Below are 16544 nucleotides of genomic sequence, written 5' to 3'. Positions count from 1 at the left end.
TCCTTGTACGGAACGTCGGTTTATTCATAGCGGATTCGCGGATCAATCAGGCCGTAGATCAGATCAACTGCCAGGTTGATGCCGCAGTAGAGTATGGCGCTGACCAGCGTGAAGGCCTGAATCGGCGCGTAATCCGCAGCCAGAATGGAGTCCGTAACATAGCCGCCGATACCCGGCCAGGAAAAGATGGTCTCCGTGATCACCGCGCCCCCCATCAGATAACCAAACTGCAGTCCGAGCACCGTCAGCGTTGGAATCAGAGCATTGACCAGCGCGTGCTTGTAAATAACGGCGGATTCCTTGAGCCCTTTGGCCCGGGCGGTCCGGACGAAGTCCTGATCGACGACCTCCAGCATGCTGGAGCGGGTCATGCGGGCCACGATGGCCATCGTGCCTGTACTGAGGCAAATCGCCGGAAGCACCAGGTGGACGATACTGCTTTTTAACGCGATGAGATCTCCCGATAAAATACTGTCCAGGACATACAGCCCGGTAATATGCGACGGCGGATTCAGATCTCCGCTGATTCGTCCCATTGGAGCAGGTGCCCAGCCAAGAATCGAATAAAAGATATAAATGAACATCAGACCCAGCCAGAAGATCGGCACACATGCGCCTATTAATGAAAAGACACGTGAGATATGGTCCAGGATCGACTCCTTGCGGGTAGCGGCGATAATGCCTACAGGAATTGCCACCAGGATGGCAATCAGAATGCTCGCAAGCGTCAGCTCCAGAGTGGCCGGGAACCGTGTTGCCAGATCACTCGCCACCGAATGCCCCGTATGATAGGCATAGCCGATATTCCCCTGGAACAGCTGGCCGAAATAACTGAAAAACTGAATGTACAGCGGCTTGTCCAGCCCCATGTCCTGGCGGATTTTGTTGACTGTCTCCTCCGGGGCCTGTTCCCCGGCCAGCATGATGGCGGGATCGCCCGGCAATACTCTGGAGAGAATGAACGTGATCACGATGATCCCGAGCAAGGCCGGAATCATCTGCGCCAGTCTTTTTAATGTGTAAGCAAACAATGAATCAACCCCCTTTAAGCTCTGTTGCCTTCATACTTCCAGCCGCACCTGTGCTGCTGCCGCAGGCTCCATGTCAGGTACCATGCGGTTTTTGGAGTCTCTGTAGTAGTTGTGCTAATTCTACATAGATTTTGAACCCCTCACTACGTCCCGTTCAGCTAAAAAAAAGCACAACCGTTTGTCGATTGTGCACTACAACCACGCTTATATGTCACCTTTTCTAACGCGTCAGCCCATAAAAATGTCAATCCATACTATTTTTCCTGCAGGTAGTAGTAAATCAGGCACAAATGACAGACAAACTGCTCGCGCGGATCATTCAGATCAAAGCCCGTAATGTCACGGATACGTTCCAGTCTGTATTTGACCGAATTGCGGTGGATATAGAGGCTGTTTGCCGTTTCAATTAGGCTCCCCCGGCACTCCAGGTAATGATAAAAGGTCAGCAGCATATTGCTGTCATGCTCCTGGTCATACTGCAGCAGCTTGCCCAGCTTGCGCTCGAACAAGGCGGCAAAGCCCTCCCTGTCCAGTCCTTCCAGCAGATGGTACACCTCGATCTCTTCGTAGCGGGTCACTCCGCCCGCCCCCTGACCCAGGCGTTTGGCGACGGACAGCGCTTTGCGGGCTTCATTGTAGCTGGTCTGAATATCCCAGAGGTATTCCGAAGTCCCCACTCCTGTCCGGTAGCCGCCCAGACCTTCTGTTTTGTCCGACAGCCAGCCTTCCAGTGTCACTGCCCACGATGTCCCCTTGTCTGCGGCAACGCCGAATTTGCGGCCTTCCGGCGTCGGCAGAAACAGCACCGCCCGGTTCGAACGGAATTCCGCATGGGGGGTGACGCCGCGTTTGCGCGCTTCCTGCTCCAGCAGCCGGTTCACCGTCTCCTCATTCGGCGCAGTCTCCCCTTCGATCACCGCTACCTCCCATTTGTGCTCGGGGTTCATCCCCAGCTGGCGCGCCCGGCGCTCCACTTCATGCCTGGAGGGCAAAGGAGGCGTAAGCAGCTCATCAATGAAGTTGCCGCGCAGCCGGAACTCCGTATCCTCGGCTACTTTTTTCCGCATCAGCTCCAGGGCGAACACCAGCCGGGCCTGCTCGATCCCGACCTCCTCCATATCATCCAGCTGTTCTTTATCCACCAGCAGCCTGGCTACCGTCCGCCGGTCTACATGAATGTTCCAGCTCAGCGGCTGTGCCGCCTGCGACCAATCGAACCGGGATGGCGAAGAAACGATGATGTTCCGCTCCGGATCAACCAGAGCTACAGGCGCTTTTAAAAAATCAGCCACATTGTCACTCACCGCCTGTATTCCGCTATTCTCCAGTACCATTGTGGTCAGGGTCCGGTAGACTTCCTCCGCACGGCGCAGAAGCATGGCTTGGCGGCCCAGCAGCAGCTCCATGACAGGCTGCGTGATATCCGTGTAGGGGATTTCCGGCGGAATCTCCACAATCGGCAGTCCGCAGTCATTGCTCGCCTCAATCGCCCCCTGCGGAATTTCCTTGAGGAAACGCGCCGGCTTAATCGCCAGCGCCGCTGCGCCTAATTGGTCCAAGGTGTAGATCAGCTCGGTCAGCAGCGAAGGATCATGGCGGATAGAATACGCTGTGGTCAGCAGCATCACGCCTTCGCTGATCCAACCCTTCAGATCAGGAACCTCCATAACATCCACAAATCTCACCACCCGGTCCAGCCCCTGCACGCCGCTGATCACGGTCGCCTTGGACAGAATCGGAAGCTGCATCAGTTCTCTTAAGGTTATGCCCCGAGTATTCATTGGTCCCTTCCCCCTTCTGCTGTCTTCAGTATTTCATGAATTTTCCTGAAGTATGCCAAACCTCAACTTCCGAATATTTTATCAGAATTTGTCGAATCACCACAAGCAGAATCGCTTTGCATTCCTCGGCAAGGGGAGGTTTACGTTAAGAAGAGAAACATCTATTCCCCAATTAACGGATTCTGAGTCCGCAAGCTCTTGAGTATAGGCATATTCCACCAAATAACGCTTTTCCAGTCCGCAACTGGGGGACCCCAATCCATACTTTCTGATATGCAAAAAAAAGCAGATACCTTCCTAAGAATAAGAAGGTACCCGCTTTTGCAGATCATATAAAGGCATTCCCGCTCCGGCTATTGCCGCCGGAGAAGCCCCGGCAGTGAAGCCGCAGATGCCGCCATCGCGCCGAGCGACAGGATCGGGTCCAGCGCGCGGATGCCCAGCTTCTCTTCCAGTTCTGCCGCCAGCCCGATGGTGGCGAAGCCGGTGCAGGCGAGAACTATGGCCTCCGCACCGCGCTCCTTGAGCCGCGCAGCCGCAGCCAGCGCACCGGCCCGGCCGCCGGGCGTGTTCAGATCCAGCGTCGTCCGGACTCCGTCCGGACGGTCCATGCCCACGTAAGCCTCTCCGAGTATGCTTCGGATCAAGGGCGGAACCTCCGTGAGGATGGTCAGCACCCCCACCCGGGTAGAATACGCCATCGCGGCATGAGCGGCACAGGAGCCCGCCCCCAGTACGGGCACCCGGACCTCGGCTCTGGCTTCCTCCAGTGCGGGATCTGCCGCACAGCTGATCCCGATGGCCGTGCAGCCGCTGCGTTCCAGCTCGCGGGCCAGGGCAATAATTTTGGGGACCGATTGTGCTTCCGTCTCCCTATCAAAGACCCCCTGGGGCTGATCCTGAATGCAGCGGCTCATCACGGGCAGCCCGAAGCGGCGCTCAATGAGCGCTCCGTGCAGATGAACCGCCGCTTCCTCCTCCAGCGTAATGACGCGTATAATTCCCAGCATCCTTTTCCTCCTGTCCGGCAGCCTATATCAGTCCGGCAGCCTATATCGGTCCGGCCGCCATTTTCAATCTACAGCAGTTCTCCGCCACGCATAATCAGCTTGTCATCCAGATAGACATCCGGCTTCATCACAACAGCATCGATGTGCACTCCTGCGGCTACCACTCCGCCAAAGGTATTATTGCTGCCAAAAGCCACATGAATCGTCCCGTACACCTTCTCATCCTCCAGCACAACGCCGGTGATTCTCGCCTTGTTGTTCGTCCCGATCCCGAATTCGCCGAGCAGCCGGCCATCGCCTGTGCCCAGCAGCTCCAGCAGCTTGTCCCCGCCTTCGCCTTCGGCTGCGGTCAGGCGGCCCTGCTCCACGGTAAGCACCATCGGACTGCTTAGAGCGCCGATTCCGGCAACGGAGCCGTCTACCTTGATGCTCCCTGAAGCAGTGCCTTCGAGCGGTGCGATATAGGCTTCACCCGAAGGCAGATTGCCGGATTCCCCGGGATTCAGATAAAGCCCTGTACTAAGGATGCCTTCCCGTCCCTCAGTGGAGAAGGATAAGCTTAATCCATCCTTCTCAATGCGGACACTGCGGCTCTCGGACAAAAGCGCGGCTACCCGCTCGGTCAAGATTTTCACCTGCCCATAGTCCGCTGTTATCGCCCCTTGACTGAACATATCATCGGTCATCCCCGGCATGGTAGCAACCCGGGTGCCAGCAGCTGCCGCCTGCTTGCGTGCCGCCGTATGGGTCATCGAATGAGTTGTAATGCATACCGCCACATCCGATTTGGCCATCGCTTCGGCAATGGCGGCCGGCGGCTCTTCGCCGGACCGGCTCCGTTCCTTCATAACCATCAGCACCGTCTCGGCACCAAGCCGTTTGCCTGCTTCGTAGACCGATTCCGCAAGCTCCCGCTTGTCGTCATCCGCTACTACAACAAGCTGTTCATGGCTGCCAAGCCCCAGACAGTCCTTCAGGACATTCATACTGATTGTGATCCGTTGTTCACTCATGTTAACTTCCTCCTGATTACACCATTTCGGCGATCAGCTTCCCCATCAGCGCATTGGACAGCACGACAGGGACCCCGGCTGATGCCGCCCACTGTCTATGCTGCTCCAGATAGCCCATACAGTCAAGCACAATCACATCTGCCCGGTCCTTCAGCTTCTCTGCTGCCGCACGAAAATCAGCTTCGCTTCCGGTATACGGAGAGACTGCGGCAAAAGGCAAAGCAGTGCCTGACGCGGCAAACTTCTCGTTCAGGTTCTGCTCCTGCTCGGGCAAGGGGCCGATCAGGCCCAGGCGGCGCTTGCCGGTCAAAGCCTGCACCACCGGGGGAATAATCCGGTCCGGCTCGATCAAATGCGCCCGGACTGTGCGCAGGCCCGGGAACTCCCCGGTACAGAGCAGCAGAATCGTCTTAATTCCTGAAGCTTCCATGGCATCAATTTTCCCTTGGAGAACGGACTTTATCCGTTCTCTGGAGACAACCGCGGCTGAGCCGTCCCGCATCCGGGAGGTCAGGACGTACTCTCCTTCCCCGGGAGTGTAATACTCCCGGACCTGTGCCGGAGTGAAGCCGTCCAGCACCCCGGACTGGACCAGTTCCGCGCGCCCTTCCAGATATTTCTCCAGGATGGGGGCCACATCGGTCCTCGGGGCTTGCCCAATGGTAATCAGTCCTATTTGCTTCAACCTTGTTCCCTCCTCAAGCCTCCGCTCCGGCCCGGCCTCATGGTTAAGAATGGATGCGCACCACATCAGACTGTCGGGACTGCCGGTTTGCCGGAGGTTTGCAGTACTTTCATAGAGCCGTACAGCTCTGTAATGCGCTTGAATTCGGCAGGATTATAGAACGAGCACAGGCTTTGGGTGAATTCCTTCGCCGTCTCAATGGCAAAACGGACCGCCGACGCGATGTCGACCTCATGGCTGGCCCCGGTTCCGCAGCCCGGAACCATGGACTGGGCGGTAATTGCCAGACCGACCACCGGAGCATCCGTAGCCACGGCGGGCTGAAGAATTGAATTAATATGGTAGAGGTCATTGCCGTATGGGGTGATGTCCTGGGTCGTCACCGGAAACGTCACCGGAAGCTGGCCGGTCGTCATTTCCAGAAGACGCAGCAGGTCTTCGCTCACCCGCAGGATGTAGCCTTCCTTGACGGTAGGTGAAATCGCAATTCCTTTATGATTGATTACACGGTTGCCTTTCGTGGTGTCAATGGACAGAACCGCTTCCATCTCCGGGAGCACCTCATGCTCATTCATCTGCAGAATATCGACCGGAGAGTCCATGAAATCCACCGGTTCATGCGGCAGGGTCGGCGCATCCGGGCAGATATGTGTCGTGACCAGCACATCGCCCTTCAGAACATCTCCCTTGGACTGCATATCGGCCAGCTTCAGTGCTGAAGCGACCGCCGCCACTGCTCCGTCCGCATCCGAGACAATCCCGATCCGTCCGGGGCGCGCCCCGATCCCGCCCAGTCTGCCCACTATGCCAAACGTTGGCGCTTTGCCGCCCGCTCCCTTGCCTTCACTGCCCGGGATGGTAATTTTCACGAATTCTGTGCTGCCTTTATCGCCTTCAACTTTCCTCACTTCTACCTGAACCGCAGGATACGCAGCGAACAGCTGCCTGATCTGCTCTCCATTTACATAAGCGCTGTCCATCGTGTTCAAAACCGTTATCGTCTGATGAAGTGCCATTTATAATTCCTCCCCGGATGTGCTGTCTCTCAATCTGTTAGAGTTATACTATCTTAAATTCCAAACGCTCCACAATGTACCGCCCTGCCAAAACTGCGCTGCTTTTCTTGTCCTTTGCAGATAAACCTTACGCAAGGCGTTCGTTCTGCACCGGACAGCATGTGATTAGGAGCAAACAGAGAGCATACGGGGAAGGCAGAAGGAATAAACCATTCTAAAAGAAGTCGGCATATCTTCTCATCAGGCGTCATGATATCGTGAATAAGAAGCAAGCAGATAAACGGGCACCGAATACGGGTCACCGAAAGTTGGAAGAAACCTGGAATTGCAGATGCCGGACATTAGCTGTTCCGCCAGAGACACATTCTATTGCACTTTCTACAGCAGATTCCCCTTCAATTCATTGAATAATAGAATCTATTGCACTCCCTGCAGCAGATTACTGGGAAATGGCGCTTTTGGCCTACATTCGCTAAGATCAATTGCACAGAATACAACAGAAGGCGATTTTCCACCGGAAAGCGAGCATTCTACTGCAGAAAATACAATCACGCCAACCTTATCAGACAAGGAAGCAGAAAATATATCAGGAGGACAACATCATGACGCAGGAACAACTTCACAACATCATTCAATCTGAGCCTGAAGCGACAAGCTTTTCGGGAACTATATTAGTAAAAAGCGGTGACCATGCTGTAGCCTCCGGCGCATACGGCTACGCCAGCACAGCAGACACAAGACCCAACCGACCGGACACACGGTATGGCAATGCTTCCGGCTCCAAGCTGTTCACAGCGATTGCCGTCTGCCAGCTGGTAGAGCAGGGCAAGCTTGCACTGGACAGCAGAGTCATGGATATTCTGGAGCAGCCAGCGTTTCCCCGGTTCAGCAGTGACATCACCGTTCATCACCTGCTGACCCATAGCTCGGGCATTCCCGATTATTTTGATGAAGAGACGATGGATGATTTCGCCTCGCTGTGGACAACACGGCCAATGTATCAGTTACGGGGGCTTAAGGACTTCCTTCCTATGTTCCAAGAGCTGCCGATGAAATTCACACCGGGTACCAGATTCCATTACAATAACGCAGGGTACATTCTGCTCGGCTTGCTTGTGGAGAAGCTTGGCGGGATGGCATTTACGGATTATGTGGAGGAATATGTCTTCAAGGCTAGCGGGATGGCAGACTCGGGGTATTTTTCACTGGATGCACTTCCCGCCAATACGGCCCATGGATACATAGCGCAAGAAGACGGAACCTGGACCACCAACATCTACTCTATTCCGGTAAAAGGGGGCGCAGACGGCGGCGCGTTCATCACTGCTCCTGATATGCTTCTGCTGTGGGAAGGGCTGCTCCAGCATAAGCTGCTGGGACCGGAGCTGACTGCACTGCTGCTTACTCCTCACATTCATGAGGACAAAGAAGAATATTACGGCTACGGGGTGTGGATTACGAAGCGTGGCGGCGGGATCTATAAATATCATGTGATGGGCTACGATCCCGGCGTATCCTTCCACTCCGCTTATTATCCGGCCAGCGGCACTACAGCCGCCATCCTATGCAACCACAGCCGGGGCGCCTACCGGATAATGCGGGCGATTGAGGAGTGTCTGGACTCGGATGCGAATTTATGATACAGGAGGAATCCTGACGCTGCAGCTGACATTTTTTTATAAAAAATGTGTTGTTTTTCATTTTAAAGCATCATAAGATGGGTTCAGGCATCGATGTACTCTATATGAAAGAGAAGATAATATGAACGTAATAATCGAAGATATACCATCCTGCAAAATTGTATACATGAGACAGACCGGTCCTTATGGAATGGCCAACTCACAGTTAATGGAAAAATTTAAATGCTGGGTACAAGCCAATTCATTCTTGAATAGTATGTCTGTTATTCTCGGGATTGCCCAAGACAATCCTGCATGGGTGAAACCGGAAAATTGCCGCTATGATGCATGTATGGTGGTTCCTGAGGATTGCTGTGTAAACTCTGATGAAGTCAGCATGGGCAATATTAGCGGAGGAAGCTACGCTGTATTTAAGATCCCTCATACCGCAGAAGCTGTTCAAAAGGCCTGGGCTGACATATTCATGGAGCTTAAGAACCGGGGGCTCCGTCTGGATGAAACAAAACCCATCCTGGAGCGATATACCGTTGAACTTATAAATAAACATTATTGCGAAATTTGCGTTCCTGTTCAATAAAAACAGCGGCAGTCCCGGACGTTTTCCCGTCCAGGGCTGCCGCTGCTGCTTGTCTTCGGCTAATATTAATACCGCGTTACCCCATCCTTGGTTACCAGCGCAAACACCAGCGGCTGCGGCGGCACCGGCTCGGCGGAAATCAGGTAGGCTTCCAGCACCTTGGCTTCGGCCTCCTGCACCTTGTTCGCTCCGGCATCGTTCACATGCAGCACCGCTATCGTTTCCCCTGCGGCTACGGCGTCGCCGACTTTCTTGGACAACTGAATGCCTACAGCCAGATCAATGGCTGATTCCTTCGTTTCGCGTCCCGCCCCCAGCAGCATGGCCGCGATGCCGATGTTCTCGGCCTGGATGCTTTCCACGTACCCGGCAGCTACCGCCTTCACTTCAATGAAGGTCCGTGCAGACGGCAGCGTATCGGGTGACTCCACCTGGGTGACGTCTCCCCCCTGTGCCGCAACGATCTGCTTGAACTTGGCCAGTGCGCTGCCGTCCGCAATGTGCGACTTCAGAATCGCGCGTGCTTCCGCTTCGTCCTTAGCTTTGCCTCCGAGAACGAGCATCTGGCTGCCCAGAATCAGGCAGACTTCCTCCAGGTCAGCCGGCCCTTGTCCCTTCAAGGTTTCGATGCCTTCCTTGATTTCCAGGGCATTGCCGATGCCGTATCCAAGCGGCTGGTCCATGTCGCTGATGACGGCTACCGTGTTGCGGCCAAGATGCGTGCCGATATCGACCATGGCCTGCGCCAGCGCAATGGAATCATCCAGCGTTTTCATGAACGCGCCGCTGCCGGTTTTGACATCGAGCACGATGGCGTCCGCACCGGCAGCGATTTTTTTGCTCATGACAGAGCTTGCGATCAGCGGAATGGATTCCACTGTCGCCGTCACATCGCGCAGCGCGTACAGCTTTTTGTCCGCAGGAGTGATGTTGCCCGATTGGCCGATCACCGCTGCTCCGATTTCGCCTACCTGGGTGAAGAAGCGTTCCCGGTCCATCTCTATGGAGAAGCCGCTGATGGATTCCAGCTTGTCGAGCGTGCCTCCGGTATGCCCCAGTCCGCGGCCGGACATCTTGGCGACCGGCACTCCGGCGGAGGCAACAAGCGGTGCAAGCACAACTGTCGTTTTATCACCCACACCGCCGGTGGAGTGTTTATCCACCTTGATGCCCGCAATCGGGCTAAGGTCAACCTGATCGCCGGACAATGCCATTTCCAGCGTCAGATCGCCGGTTTCGCGCGCGTTCATCCCCTGGAAATAGACTGCCATCGCCCAGGCGGAGATCTGATAATCGGGAATTTCGCCCTTGCTGTAGCCCTGGATCAGGTAGGCGATTTCTTCGCGGCTTAATTCTCCGCCGTCTCTTTTTTTCTGAATCAGGTCAACTGCCCGCATCAGGCCTGTACCTCACGCACAAAGGCACGCACCAGGCCGATAAATTTCGGCTTCGTCATATTCGCTACCTTCACCACCTGCTCATGCGTCAACGGCTCCAGCTCATCTCCAATCGCCATATCTGTAATACAGGTAATGCCGAGCACACGCAATCTGCTGTGGCTGGCTACGATCACTTCCGGCACAGTGGACATGCCTACGGCATCTCCGCCGAGGGTTGCGAGCATTTTCAGCTCAGCCGGTGTTTCGTAGGTTGGGCCGCTGATTCCGGCATAGACGCCTTCCTGCAGCACCAGCGTTTCGCCGTCCACGCCTTTTACTTCACCCGCCAGCTTTTTGGCCAGCGCAATGTATTCAGGGTCATACGCACGGGACATATCCGGGAACCGCACACCCAGCTCCGGATCATTCGGTCCGATCAGCGGGTTGTCGCCGGTCATGTTGAGATGGTCGGTAATCAGCATCAGATCGCCGGCCTTGAACGAACGGTTCATGCCTCCGCCCGCATTGGTAATCACCAGCGTACCTATACCCAGCTTGGCCATTACATATACAGGCAATACAACCTTGCGCATAGCGTAGCCTTCATAGTAGTGGAAACGGCCTTGCATTATCATAACGTCTTTGCCTTCCAGCTTCCCGATCACGAAACGTCCGGCATGGCCTTCCACCGTCGAACGCGGAAAGTGGGGAATCTCTTCGTAAGGCAAGTACACCGCATCTTCAATCTGATCACCCAGATCGCCAAGGCCCGAACCCAGAATCAGACCGATTTTTGGAGCATAGGCCCCCAATTTGGATTGAATATATTCAGCGGCTTCTTTAACCTGCATGCCATAAGGGGTACCAGCGTGTTGTTGTGTCATCAGTAACATCCTCCCGGATCTCAATTGTGTATGGTTAAAAGTCAGTTCAGCCGAATGCTCCGGCCTACATCTTCGGAATAAACGCCAGCACCAGCTTCAAAAAGTGCTCACGCACACGATCCGCCGTCTCCATAACCTCTGCATGGTTCAGCGGCTGATCCAGGATTCCGGCGGCCATGTTGGTGATGCAGGAGATCCCCAGCACTTCGATACCGGCATGACGGGCTACAATGGTCTCCGAAACCGTGGACATCCCCACCGCGTCCGCTCCTTGGCGGCGCAGCATCACAATCTCAGCCGGTGTTTCATAGCAAGGACCCAGCAGACCGGCATAGACACCTTCCTTGAATTCAAAACCCTGTGCTGCCGCAGCTTCCTTGGCTACCGCAATCAGGCGGGGGCTGTAGGCAGTGGACATGTCAGGGAACCGCACACCCAGCGCATTGTCATTGGGTCCGGTCAGCGGATTGCGGCCGGTGAGATTCAGATGATCGGTAATCAGCATCAGATCGCCGGGTGTGAAGTCCGTATTCACACCGCCGGCGGCATTGGTGACCAGCAGGCTGGCTACGCCCAGCTCCTTCATCACGCGAACCGGAAAAGCCGTCGTCTCCGGTCCATAGCCTTCATACATGTGGAATCGGCCTTTCATCATTACCACACGGCGTCCCTCGATCATGCCGATCAGCAGTTCCCCCTCATGCCCTTCCACCGTGGACACCGGGAAATGGGGAATTTCGTGATAAGGAATAACCACCTCATCGGTGATCAGATCCGCCAGGACACCCAGGCCGGAACCGAGGATCAGGCCAATCTCCGGGGCGACGGGACATTTATCTTTGATATAGATTGCTGCTTCCTGAATGTTGCTCTGGGTTACTGCGTTCATGGTTATATTGCCTCCTAAAGAGTTTGTTTTCCTTGTTATCACTTCTGGATTACTTCAATTCCCCCAAAAAGCTTGTCCCGTACTGCGGTGCCTTCGCCCCGAAGTTGTCGGCAATCGTCGCAGCCACATCGGAGAAGGTCCGGCGGATGCCCAGGCTGTCGGGATGCTTGAATCTTGGACTGTAGACCAGCAGCGGCACATATTCACGCGTATGATCCGTTCCGCTATGGATTGGGTCGTTCCCATGGTCTGCCGAGATGATCAGGAGATCATCCTCCGTCAGCGTGGAGAGCAGCTCTGGCAGCGCCTGATCAAACACCTCCAGCGCGTGTCCATAACCCTCGGGATCGCGGCGGTGGCCGTACAGGGAATCGAAATCTACCAGATTGGTGAACAAAAAGCCGTCAAACGGCTTGCGCAGCTCCGCAATCGTAATTTCGATGCCATGCTCATTGCTTTTGGTCGGGTAGGCTGCCGTAACTCCTTCACCCGTAAAAATATCGTTAATCTTGCCGACGGCAATCACGTCCTTGCCGATATCCTTCAGCGCGTTCATGATCGTGGGCTCCGGCGGCTTCACGGCGTAATCATGACGGTTCGGCGTGCGCACGAATTTCCCCGGTTCGCCGACATAAGGGCGGGCAATCACGCGGCCTACCGAAAATTCGGGAGCCATTGTCAGCTCGCGGGCGATTGTGCAGGCGCGGTACAGCTCTTCCAGCGGAATAATCTCTTCATGCGCAGCAAGCTGGAACACGCTGTCTGCGGAAGTATAGACAATCCAGGCGCCCGTCTTCATCTGCTCCTCGCCGTACTCCACCAGAATTTCGGTGCCGGAAGCCGGCTTGTTGCCGATGACCTTGCGGCCAGTAGCCGCTTCAAATTTCTCGATGAGTTCGGCCGGGAAGCCGTCCGGGTAGGTATTGAAGGGAATCTCAATTTTGAGTCCCATCAGCTCCCAGTGGCCGGTCATCGTGTCCTTGCCGACTGAAACCTCCTGCATTTTACCGTAATAACCGGTTGGGGCAGCCACAGGCTCCAGCGGCGGCAGCGGCGCGATATTCGCAAGGCCGAGCTGCTGCAGATTAGGAAGCTTAAGACCCGGCACCCGCTCCAAAATATGGCCCAGGGTATGGGCCCCTTTATCTCCAAAACCTTCAGCATCCGGCGCTTCGCCGATACCTACACTGTCCAGTACAATAAATCCGATTCGTTTAAATGAGGACATTGCCGTCTTCACTCCTTTAATAGTATGCAAGTCTTTGGGGCACAGACCAAACAAGAGAGCTCCACCAAGTGGAGCTTTAGGTTTCAGTATGATTCCATCATAGCGATCTTACTCACAAAAAGCATCTTTTGCCCGCTCCGGGTATGAATAAGGCCGCGCTATGTTTCTATCCCGGCCATTAAAACCGGCTATCTTGCCCGCGGATGATGGCTCTCATAGACTTCCTTCATATTCTTGCGGGCAATTCCGCTATAAATCTGGGTAGTCGAAATGTCAGAATGTCCAAGCATCTGCTGCACGGAACGCAGATCCGCTCCCCCTTCCAGCAAGTGCGCCGCAAAGGAATGCCTTAAGGTATGCGGTGTAATATCCTGCTCAATCTGGGCTTCCCGGGCATATTTCTTAATAATCTTCCAGAACCCCTGGCGGGTCAGCCTTCCGCCCAGGCTGTTCAGGAACAAGGCTGCTTCATTCAGATTGCCGCGCAGCAGCTTGTCCCGCATGCCAGTGGTATACTGGGCTACACTTTCAGCGGCCATCGCGCCAATGGGAACGATCCGCTCCTTGCCGGAAGCCCCGGTGCAGCGGACATACTTCATTTCCGTATGTACATCCTCCACGTTCAGCGAGATCAGCTCGGAGACACGGATGCCCGTAGCATAGAGCAGCTCCAGCATCGCCTTATCGCGTCTGCCCTGCGGAGTGTCGTCGCCCGGTGCATTCAGCAGCCGCTCCATCTCTTCCACACTCAGCACCATAGGCGGCTTGCTGCTTGGTTTGATTTTGTCCATATCCAGCGTCGGGTCCTGCCCGATCAAGCGTTCCCTCAGCAAATAATGAAAAAAAGCCCGGAGTGACACCGTATTGCGGTTCACCGTTGCGGCTGCGCGCCCTGCTCCGCGCTGTGCCGCGAGGTAGAGCATAATATGTGATCTTTTGATGTCTTCCGGAGAGGACAACCCCCGCTCATCGGCAAAATCCATAAACTGCGAGATATCCCGTCCGTAGGACTCAAGTGTGCTTGGCGATAAGCCTTTGTCCTCGGACAAATACTGCATAAACGGCTGCAAATGTGACCTCATCAATCCACGCTCCTGTCTTACTCAGGCTGCTCTCAGCATTCTGCTGCATATTAATGTGTGAGGCCCAGGCCATACTTATGTAAAAGCAGGCCATGCCGGGTCCCGTCTTAGCATTTTCGACAGACTCACAGCCATTTCCTGCTTGCGGCATATTCCTCACTCTCCGTACCAGTAATAAAACCGCAGCCTCTCCCCAGGGCTCAGCCCTTCGGGGGAATGCGGAACCTCCTGGAATGCCCGGATGGCCGTGCCCTCGGGGATTTCACTCTGTTCATAAGGATTGATCCAGCTGCTGACCCAGCTCATCACATAATAAGCAAGACAGCTCAAGGCCACCAGCATTGTCATAAAATACAGCCGGCGCATCGTTTTGGGCACAGAAACGATCATGGGGATTCCTCCTAAAAATAGTGGAATGAATATGAGTTTCAAACTGCTCCGTATGCTTGGACTACCAATGTAAAAAAACTGCAACTCGTCCTACACTGTATGCGCCGGCGGCTTCTATTATGTATGAAGACTAACTGAATCACTTAAAAAGCCCCCCTCCGGTTATCGTACCGGGGAGAGCTTATGCGGTAAATCCTCATCTACATAAGATGAACTTCTATATAAGCTTATTCGGAAGGATTGCTGTCTGTGTTGTTCTTGTCCTTGCAGCGGTAGCAGATTCCGTGAAAATCAAGTCTATGATCAAGTACCGTAAAATTAAATTCCTTCTCAAGCCGTTCTTCCAGCGGCCCAAGCCAATCCTCGCGGATCTCGTCCATCGTGCCGCACTGCACGCAGATCAAATGATGATGATGATGTTTCGCCGTATCTGTCCGCAGATCGTAACGGGCCACGCCGTCTCCGAAATTGATCTTCTCCACGACATGAAGCTCGCTGAGCAGCTCCAAGGTACGATAGACAGTGGCAAGACCGATCTCCGGAGCTTTCTCCTTCACCAGCATGAAGACATCTTCTGCGCTTAAATGATCTTCCTCATTCTCCAGCAGTACTCTTAAAGTTGCTTCCCGTTGGGGTGTGAGCTTATATCCTTGGGATTGTAGCTGTTGCTTAATCTTATCTATCCGGGCTTCCATTGTCTGCCTCCCCCTTGGAAAATTACCGCACCGGGCTTCAAATCACTTCTTCCATTATAGGGTGAGTGCCTTTGAGAAGTCAAACGCTTTTGGAACAGGGCGGTCAGCAGAACCGGGGGAGTACACGAATGCAGCTGCAGGTCTTTTCTTTTGCACAATTACCCTTATGTAAGCTGATTTCCAATTTCCAAAATAACGGGTTGCAGCGTTCTCTTTTGCTTATCCTTTGGGTACCAGCATGGGTGTAACCCAGCGCATCATCGTTGGGGAAACCCAGGCCTCGAAGCCGGAAATCCCCAGCACAAGCACTGCCAGCCCCAGTGATAACATCGTATACATAACAAAAGGGCGGGTAACCGGAGAACGGCGCTGGCCCAGCACCCGGCTGCGGATCATCAGCAGTGAAAAGGCGATCGCTGCCGCGCTGCCCACCAGGAGCACCGGGATCAGCACGATATTATGCGGCGCAACCGAGACCAGCGCGAACAGCATACCATGCCAGGAATATTCGCTGACCATGCAGCCGACGGTGAAGCCGATCAGCACGCCTTTGAGAAAATCGAGGATCAGAATGCCCGGCAGCCCAATCACGGACAGCCCCAGAATCCAAATCAGGCCAATCCATTTCAGGTTCAATGCTGCAATTTCCCAATAGGAATCCGGCGCTGCAGGCAGTCCCTGCTGATCCACGGTGACGAAGAAATTCCCCAGATAATCGCTCAGCTCCTGCTGCTGATCCAGCGTCAGTGCACTTACGATCAAGGCCCCGAAAACGACCCCAACCAAAAACAATACCGCGACAAAAATATAAAGAGGCGTCTGTTCCTTCATCATCAGCCGCAAACTGCGCATCGGGACGTTCTCCTTTCCGGTCATATGTTACACCATATGAGAAAACGTCCCGCTCTATGACTTGTCCTTGCAGGCCTGATCAGCAGCCGGGCCTAATGTGTGAGTCAACAGCGTCTCTGCCGTTGCTTCGGGGCCGTCTATAAGGTTAATTGCCATCCGGTGCAGGCAGACCGCCTACGGCGAAGTCAAGGTCAAGGGTATTTTCACCTCTCATTCCGTCCTTTAGCTCGCCTGCGGCGGAATCAAAGGTATTTATACCTCTCATTCCCTCCTTTAGCTCGCTTGCGGCGGAATCAAAGGTATTTATACCTCTCATTCCCTCCTTTAGCTCGCTTGCGGCGAAATCAAAGGTACTTTTACCTCTCATTTCCTCCCAGAACTCCCTTACGGCG

General features: G+C 54.5%; 17 protein-coding genes. 2 read left to right on the top strand and 15 right to left on the bottom strand.

The window, feature by feature from the left end; translation table 11 throughout:
• Window positions 1-20: 20 nt before the first annotated feature.
• The 6 genes from BLQ82_RS17295 to BLQ82_RS17270 all read right to left on the bottom strand — a co-directional run bounded on the left by BLQ82_RS17295 (window position 21) and on the right by BLQ82_RS17270 (window position 6536).
• Window positions 21-1031: an ABC transporter permease gene (locus tag BLQ82_RS17295; RefSeq protein WP_208810697.1), complete on the bottom strand. Its 1011-nt coding sequence runs from the start codon at window positions 1029-1031 to the stop codon at window positions 21-23.
• A gap of 254 nt (window positions 1032-1285) precedes the next feature.
• Window positions 1286-2812, bottom strand: a complete 1527-nt coding sequence (locus BLQ82_RS17290; protein WP_062522189.1) for a PucR family transcriptional regulator — start codon at window positions 2810-2812, stop codon at window positions 1286-1288.
• A 353-nt stretch (window positions 2813-3165) separates the two neighbouring features.
• Window positions 3166-3822: an aspartate/glutamate racemase family protein gene (locus BLQ82_RS17285; RefSeq protein ID WP_062522185.1), complete on the bottom strand. Its 657-nt coding sequence runs from the start codon at window positions 3820-3822 to the stop codon at window positions 3166-3168.
• Window positions 3823-3890: 68 nt separating this feature from the next.
• Complete coding sequence (locus BLQ82_RS17280; RefSeq protein WP_062522184.1) at window positions 3891-4835, bottom strand: aminopeptidase; 945 nt, start codon at window positions 4833-4835, stop codon at window positions 3891-3893.
• A gap of 16 nt (window positions 4836-4851) precedes the next feature.
• Entirely contained in the window at window positions 4852-5520 is a 669-nt protein-coding gene (locus BLQ82_RS17275) for an AroM family protein (RefSeq protein ID WP_062522183.1), read from the bottom strand.
• Window positions 5521-5585: 65 nt separating this feature from the next.
• The gene (locus BLQ82_RS17270) at window positions 5586-6536 is read right to left on the bottom strand and encodes a DUF1177 domain-containing protein (protein WP_062522182.1); all 951 of its coding nucleotides are present in this window, start codon (window positions 6534-6536) and stop codon (window positions 5586-5588) included.
• A 602-nt stretch (window positions 6537-7138) separates the two neighbouring features.
• Between BLQ82_RS17270 and BLQ82_RS17265 the strand changes: the two genes are divergently transcribed.
• Entirely contained in the window at window positions 7139-8176 is a 1038-nt protein-coding gene (locus BLQ82_RS17265) for a serine hydrolase domain-containing protein (protein ID WP_062522181.1), read from the top strand.
• A gap of 121 nt (window positions 8177-8297) precedes the next feature.
• A complete protein-coding gene (locus BLQ82_RS17260) occupies window positions 8298-8753 on the top strand; it encodes an AraC family transcriptional regulator (protein ID WP_062522180.1) in 456 nt (151 codons plus the stop codon).
• Between the two features lie 65 nt (window positions 8754-8818).
• Here BLQ82_RS17260 and BLQ82_RS17255 read toward each other — a convergent pair whose 3' ends face one another.
• The 9 genes from BLQ82_RS17255 to BLQ82_RS17215 form a co-directional block, all read right to left on the bottom strand.
• Window positions 8819-10150: a pyrimidine-nucleoside phosphorylase gene (locus BLQ82_RS17255; RefSeq protein ID WP_062522179.1), complete on the bottom strand. Its 1332-nt coding sequence runs from the start codon at window positions 10148-10150 to the stop codon at window positions 8819-8821.
• Window positions 10150-11016: a purine-nucleoside phosphorylase gene (locus BLQ82_RS17250; protein ID WP_082722604.1), complete on the bottom strand. Its 867-nt coding sequence runs from the start codon at window positions 11014-11016 to the stop codon at window positions 10150-10152. Before BLQ82_RS17250 ends, BLQ82_RS17255 begins: the two co-directional genes overlap by 1 nt.
• A 64-nt stretch (window positions 11017-11080) precedes the next feature.
• Complete coding sequence (locus BLQ82_RS17245) at window positions 11081-11905, bottom strand: purine-nucleoside phosphorylase (RefSeq protein ID WP_062522178.1); 825 nt, start codon at window positions 11903-11905, stop codon at window positions 11081-11083.
• 49 nt (window positions 11906-11954) lie between these two features.
• Window positions 11955-13133: a phosphopentomutase gene (deoB, locus tag BLQ82_RS17240; protein WP_074648339.1), complete on the bottom strand. Its 1179-nt coding sequence runs from the start codon at window positions 13131-13133 to the stop codon at window positions 11955-11957.
• Between the two features lie 188 nt (window positions 13134-13321).
• Complete coding sequence (gene xerD / locus BLQ82_RS17235) at window positions 13322-14215, bottom strand: site-specific tyrosine recombinase XerD (protein ID WP_062522175.1); 894 nt, start codon at window positions 14213-14215, stop codon at window positions 13322-13324.
• 156 nt (window positions 14216-14371) lie between these two features.
• Complete coding sequence (locus BLQ82_RS17230; RefSeq protein WP_062522173.1) at window positions 14372-14605, bottom strand: DUF4227 family protein; 234 nt, start codon at window positions 14603-14605, stop codon at window positions 14372-14374.
• A gap of 227 nt (window positions 14606-14832) precedes the next feature.
• The gene (fur, locus tag BLQ82_RS17225) at window positions 14833-15300 is read right to left on the bottom strand and encodes a ferric iron uptake transcriptional regulator (protein WP_020429647.1); all 468 of its coding nucleotides are present in this window, start codon (window positions 15298-15300) and stop codon (window positions 14833-14835) included.
• A 219-nt stretch (window positions 15301-15519) separates the two neighbouring features.
• Complete coding sequence (spoIIM, locus tag BLQ82_RS17220; RefSeq protein ID WP_062522172.1) at window positions 15520-16152, bottom strand: stage II sporulation protein M; 633 nt, start codon at window positions 16150-16152, stop codon at window positions 15520-15522.
• A 145-nt stretch (window positions 16153-16297) separates the two neighbouring features.
• Window positions 16298-16544 (bottom strand): hypothetical protein (locus BLQ82_RS17215; protein WP_208861952.1); only part of this gene is annotated, 247 nt, incomplete at its 5' end.

Origin of the sequence: Paenibacillus jilunlii (genome assembly GCF_900102965.1) — a bacterium.
Taxonomy (GTDB): domain Bacteria; phylum Bacillota; class Bacilli; order Paenibacillales; family Paenibacillaceae; genus Paenibacillus_AQ; species Paenibacillus_AQ jilunlii.
Note: the sequence above shows the minus strand (reverse complement) of the source record. Positions and strands in the feature narration are given on the sequence as shown.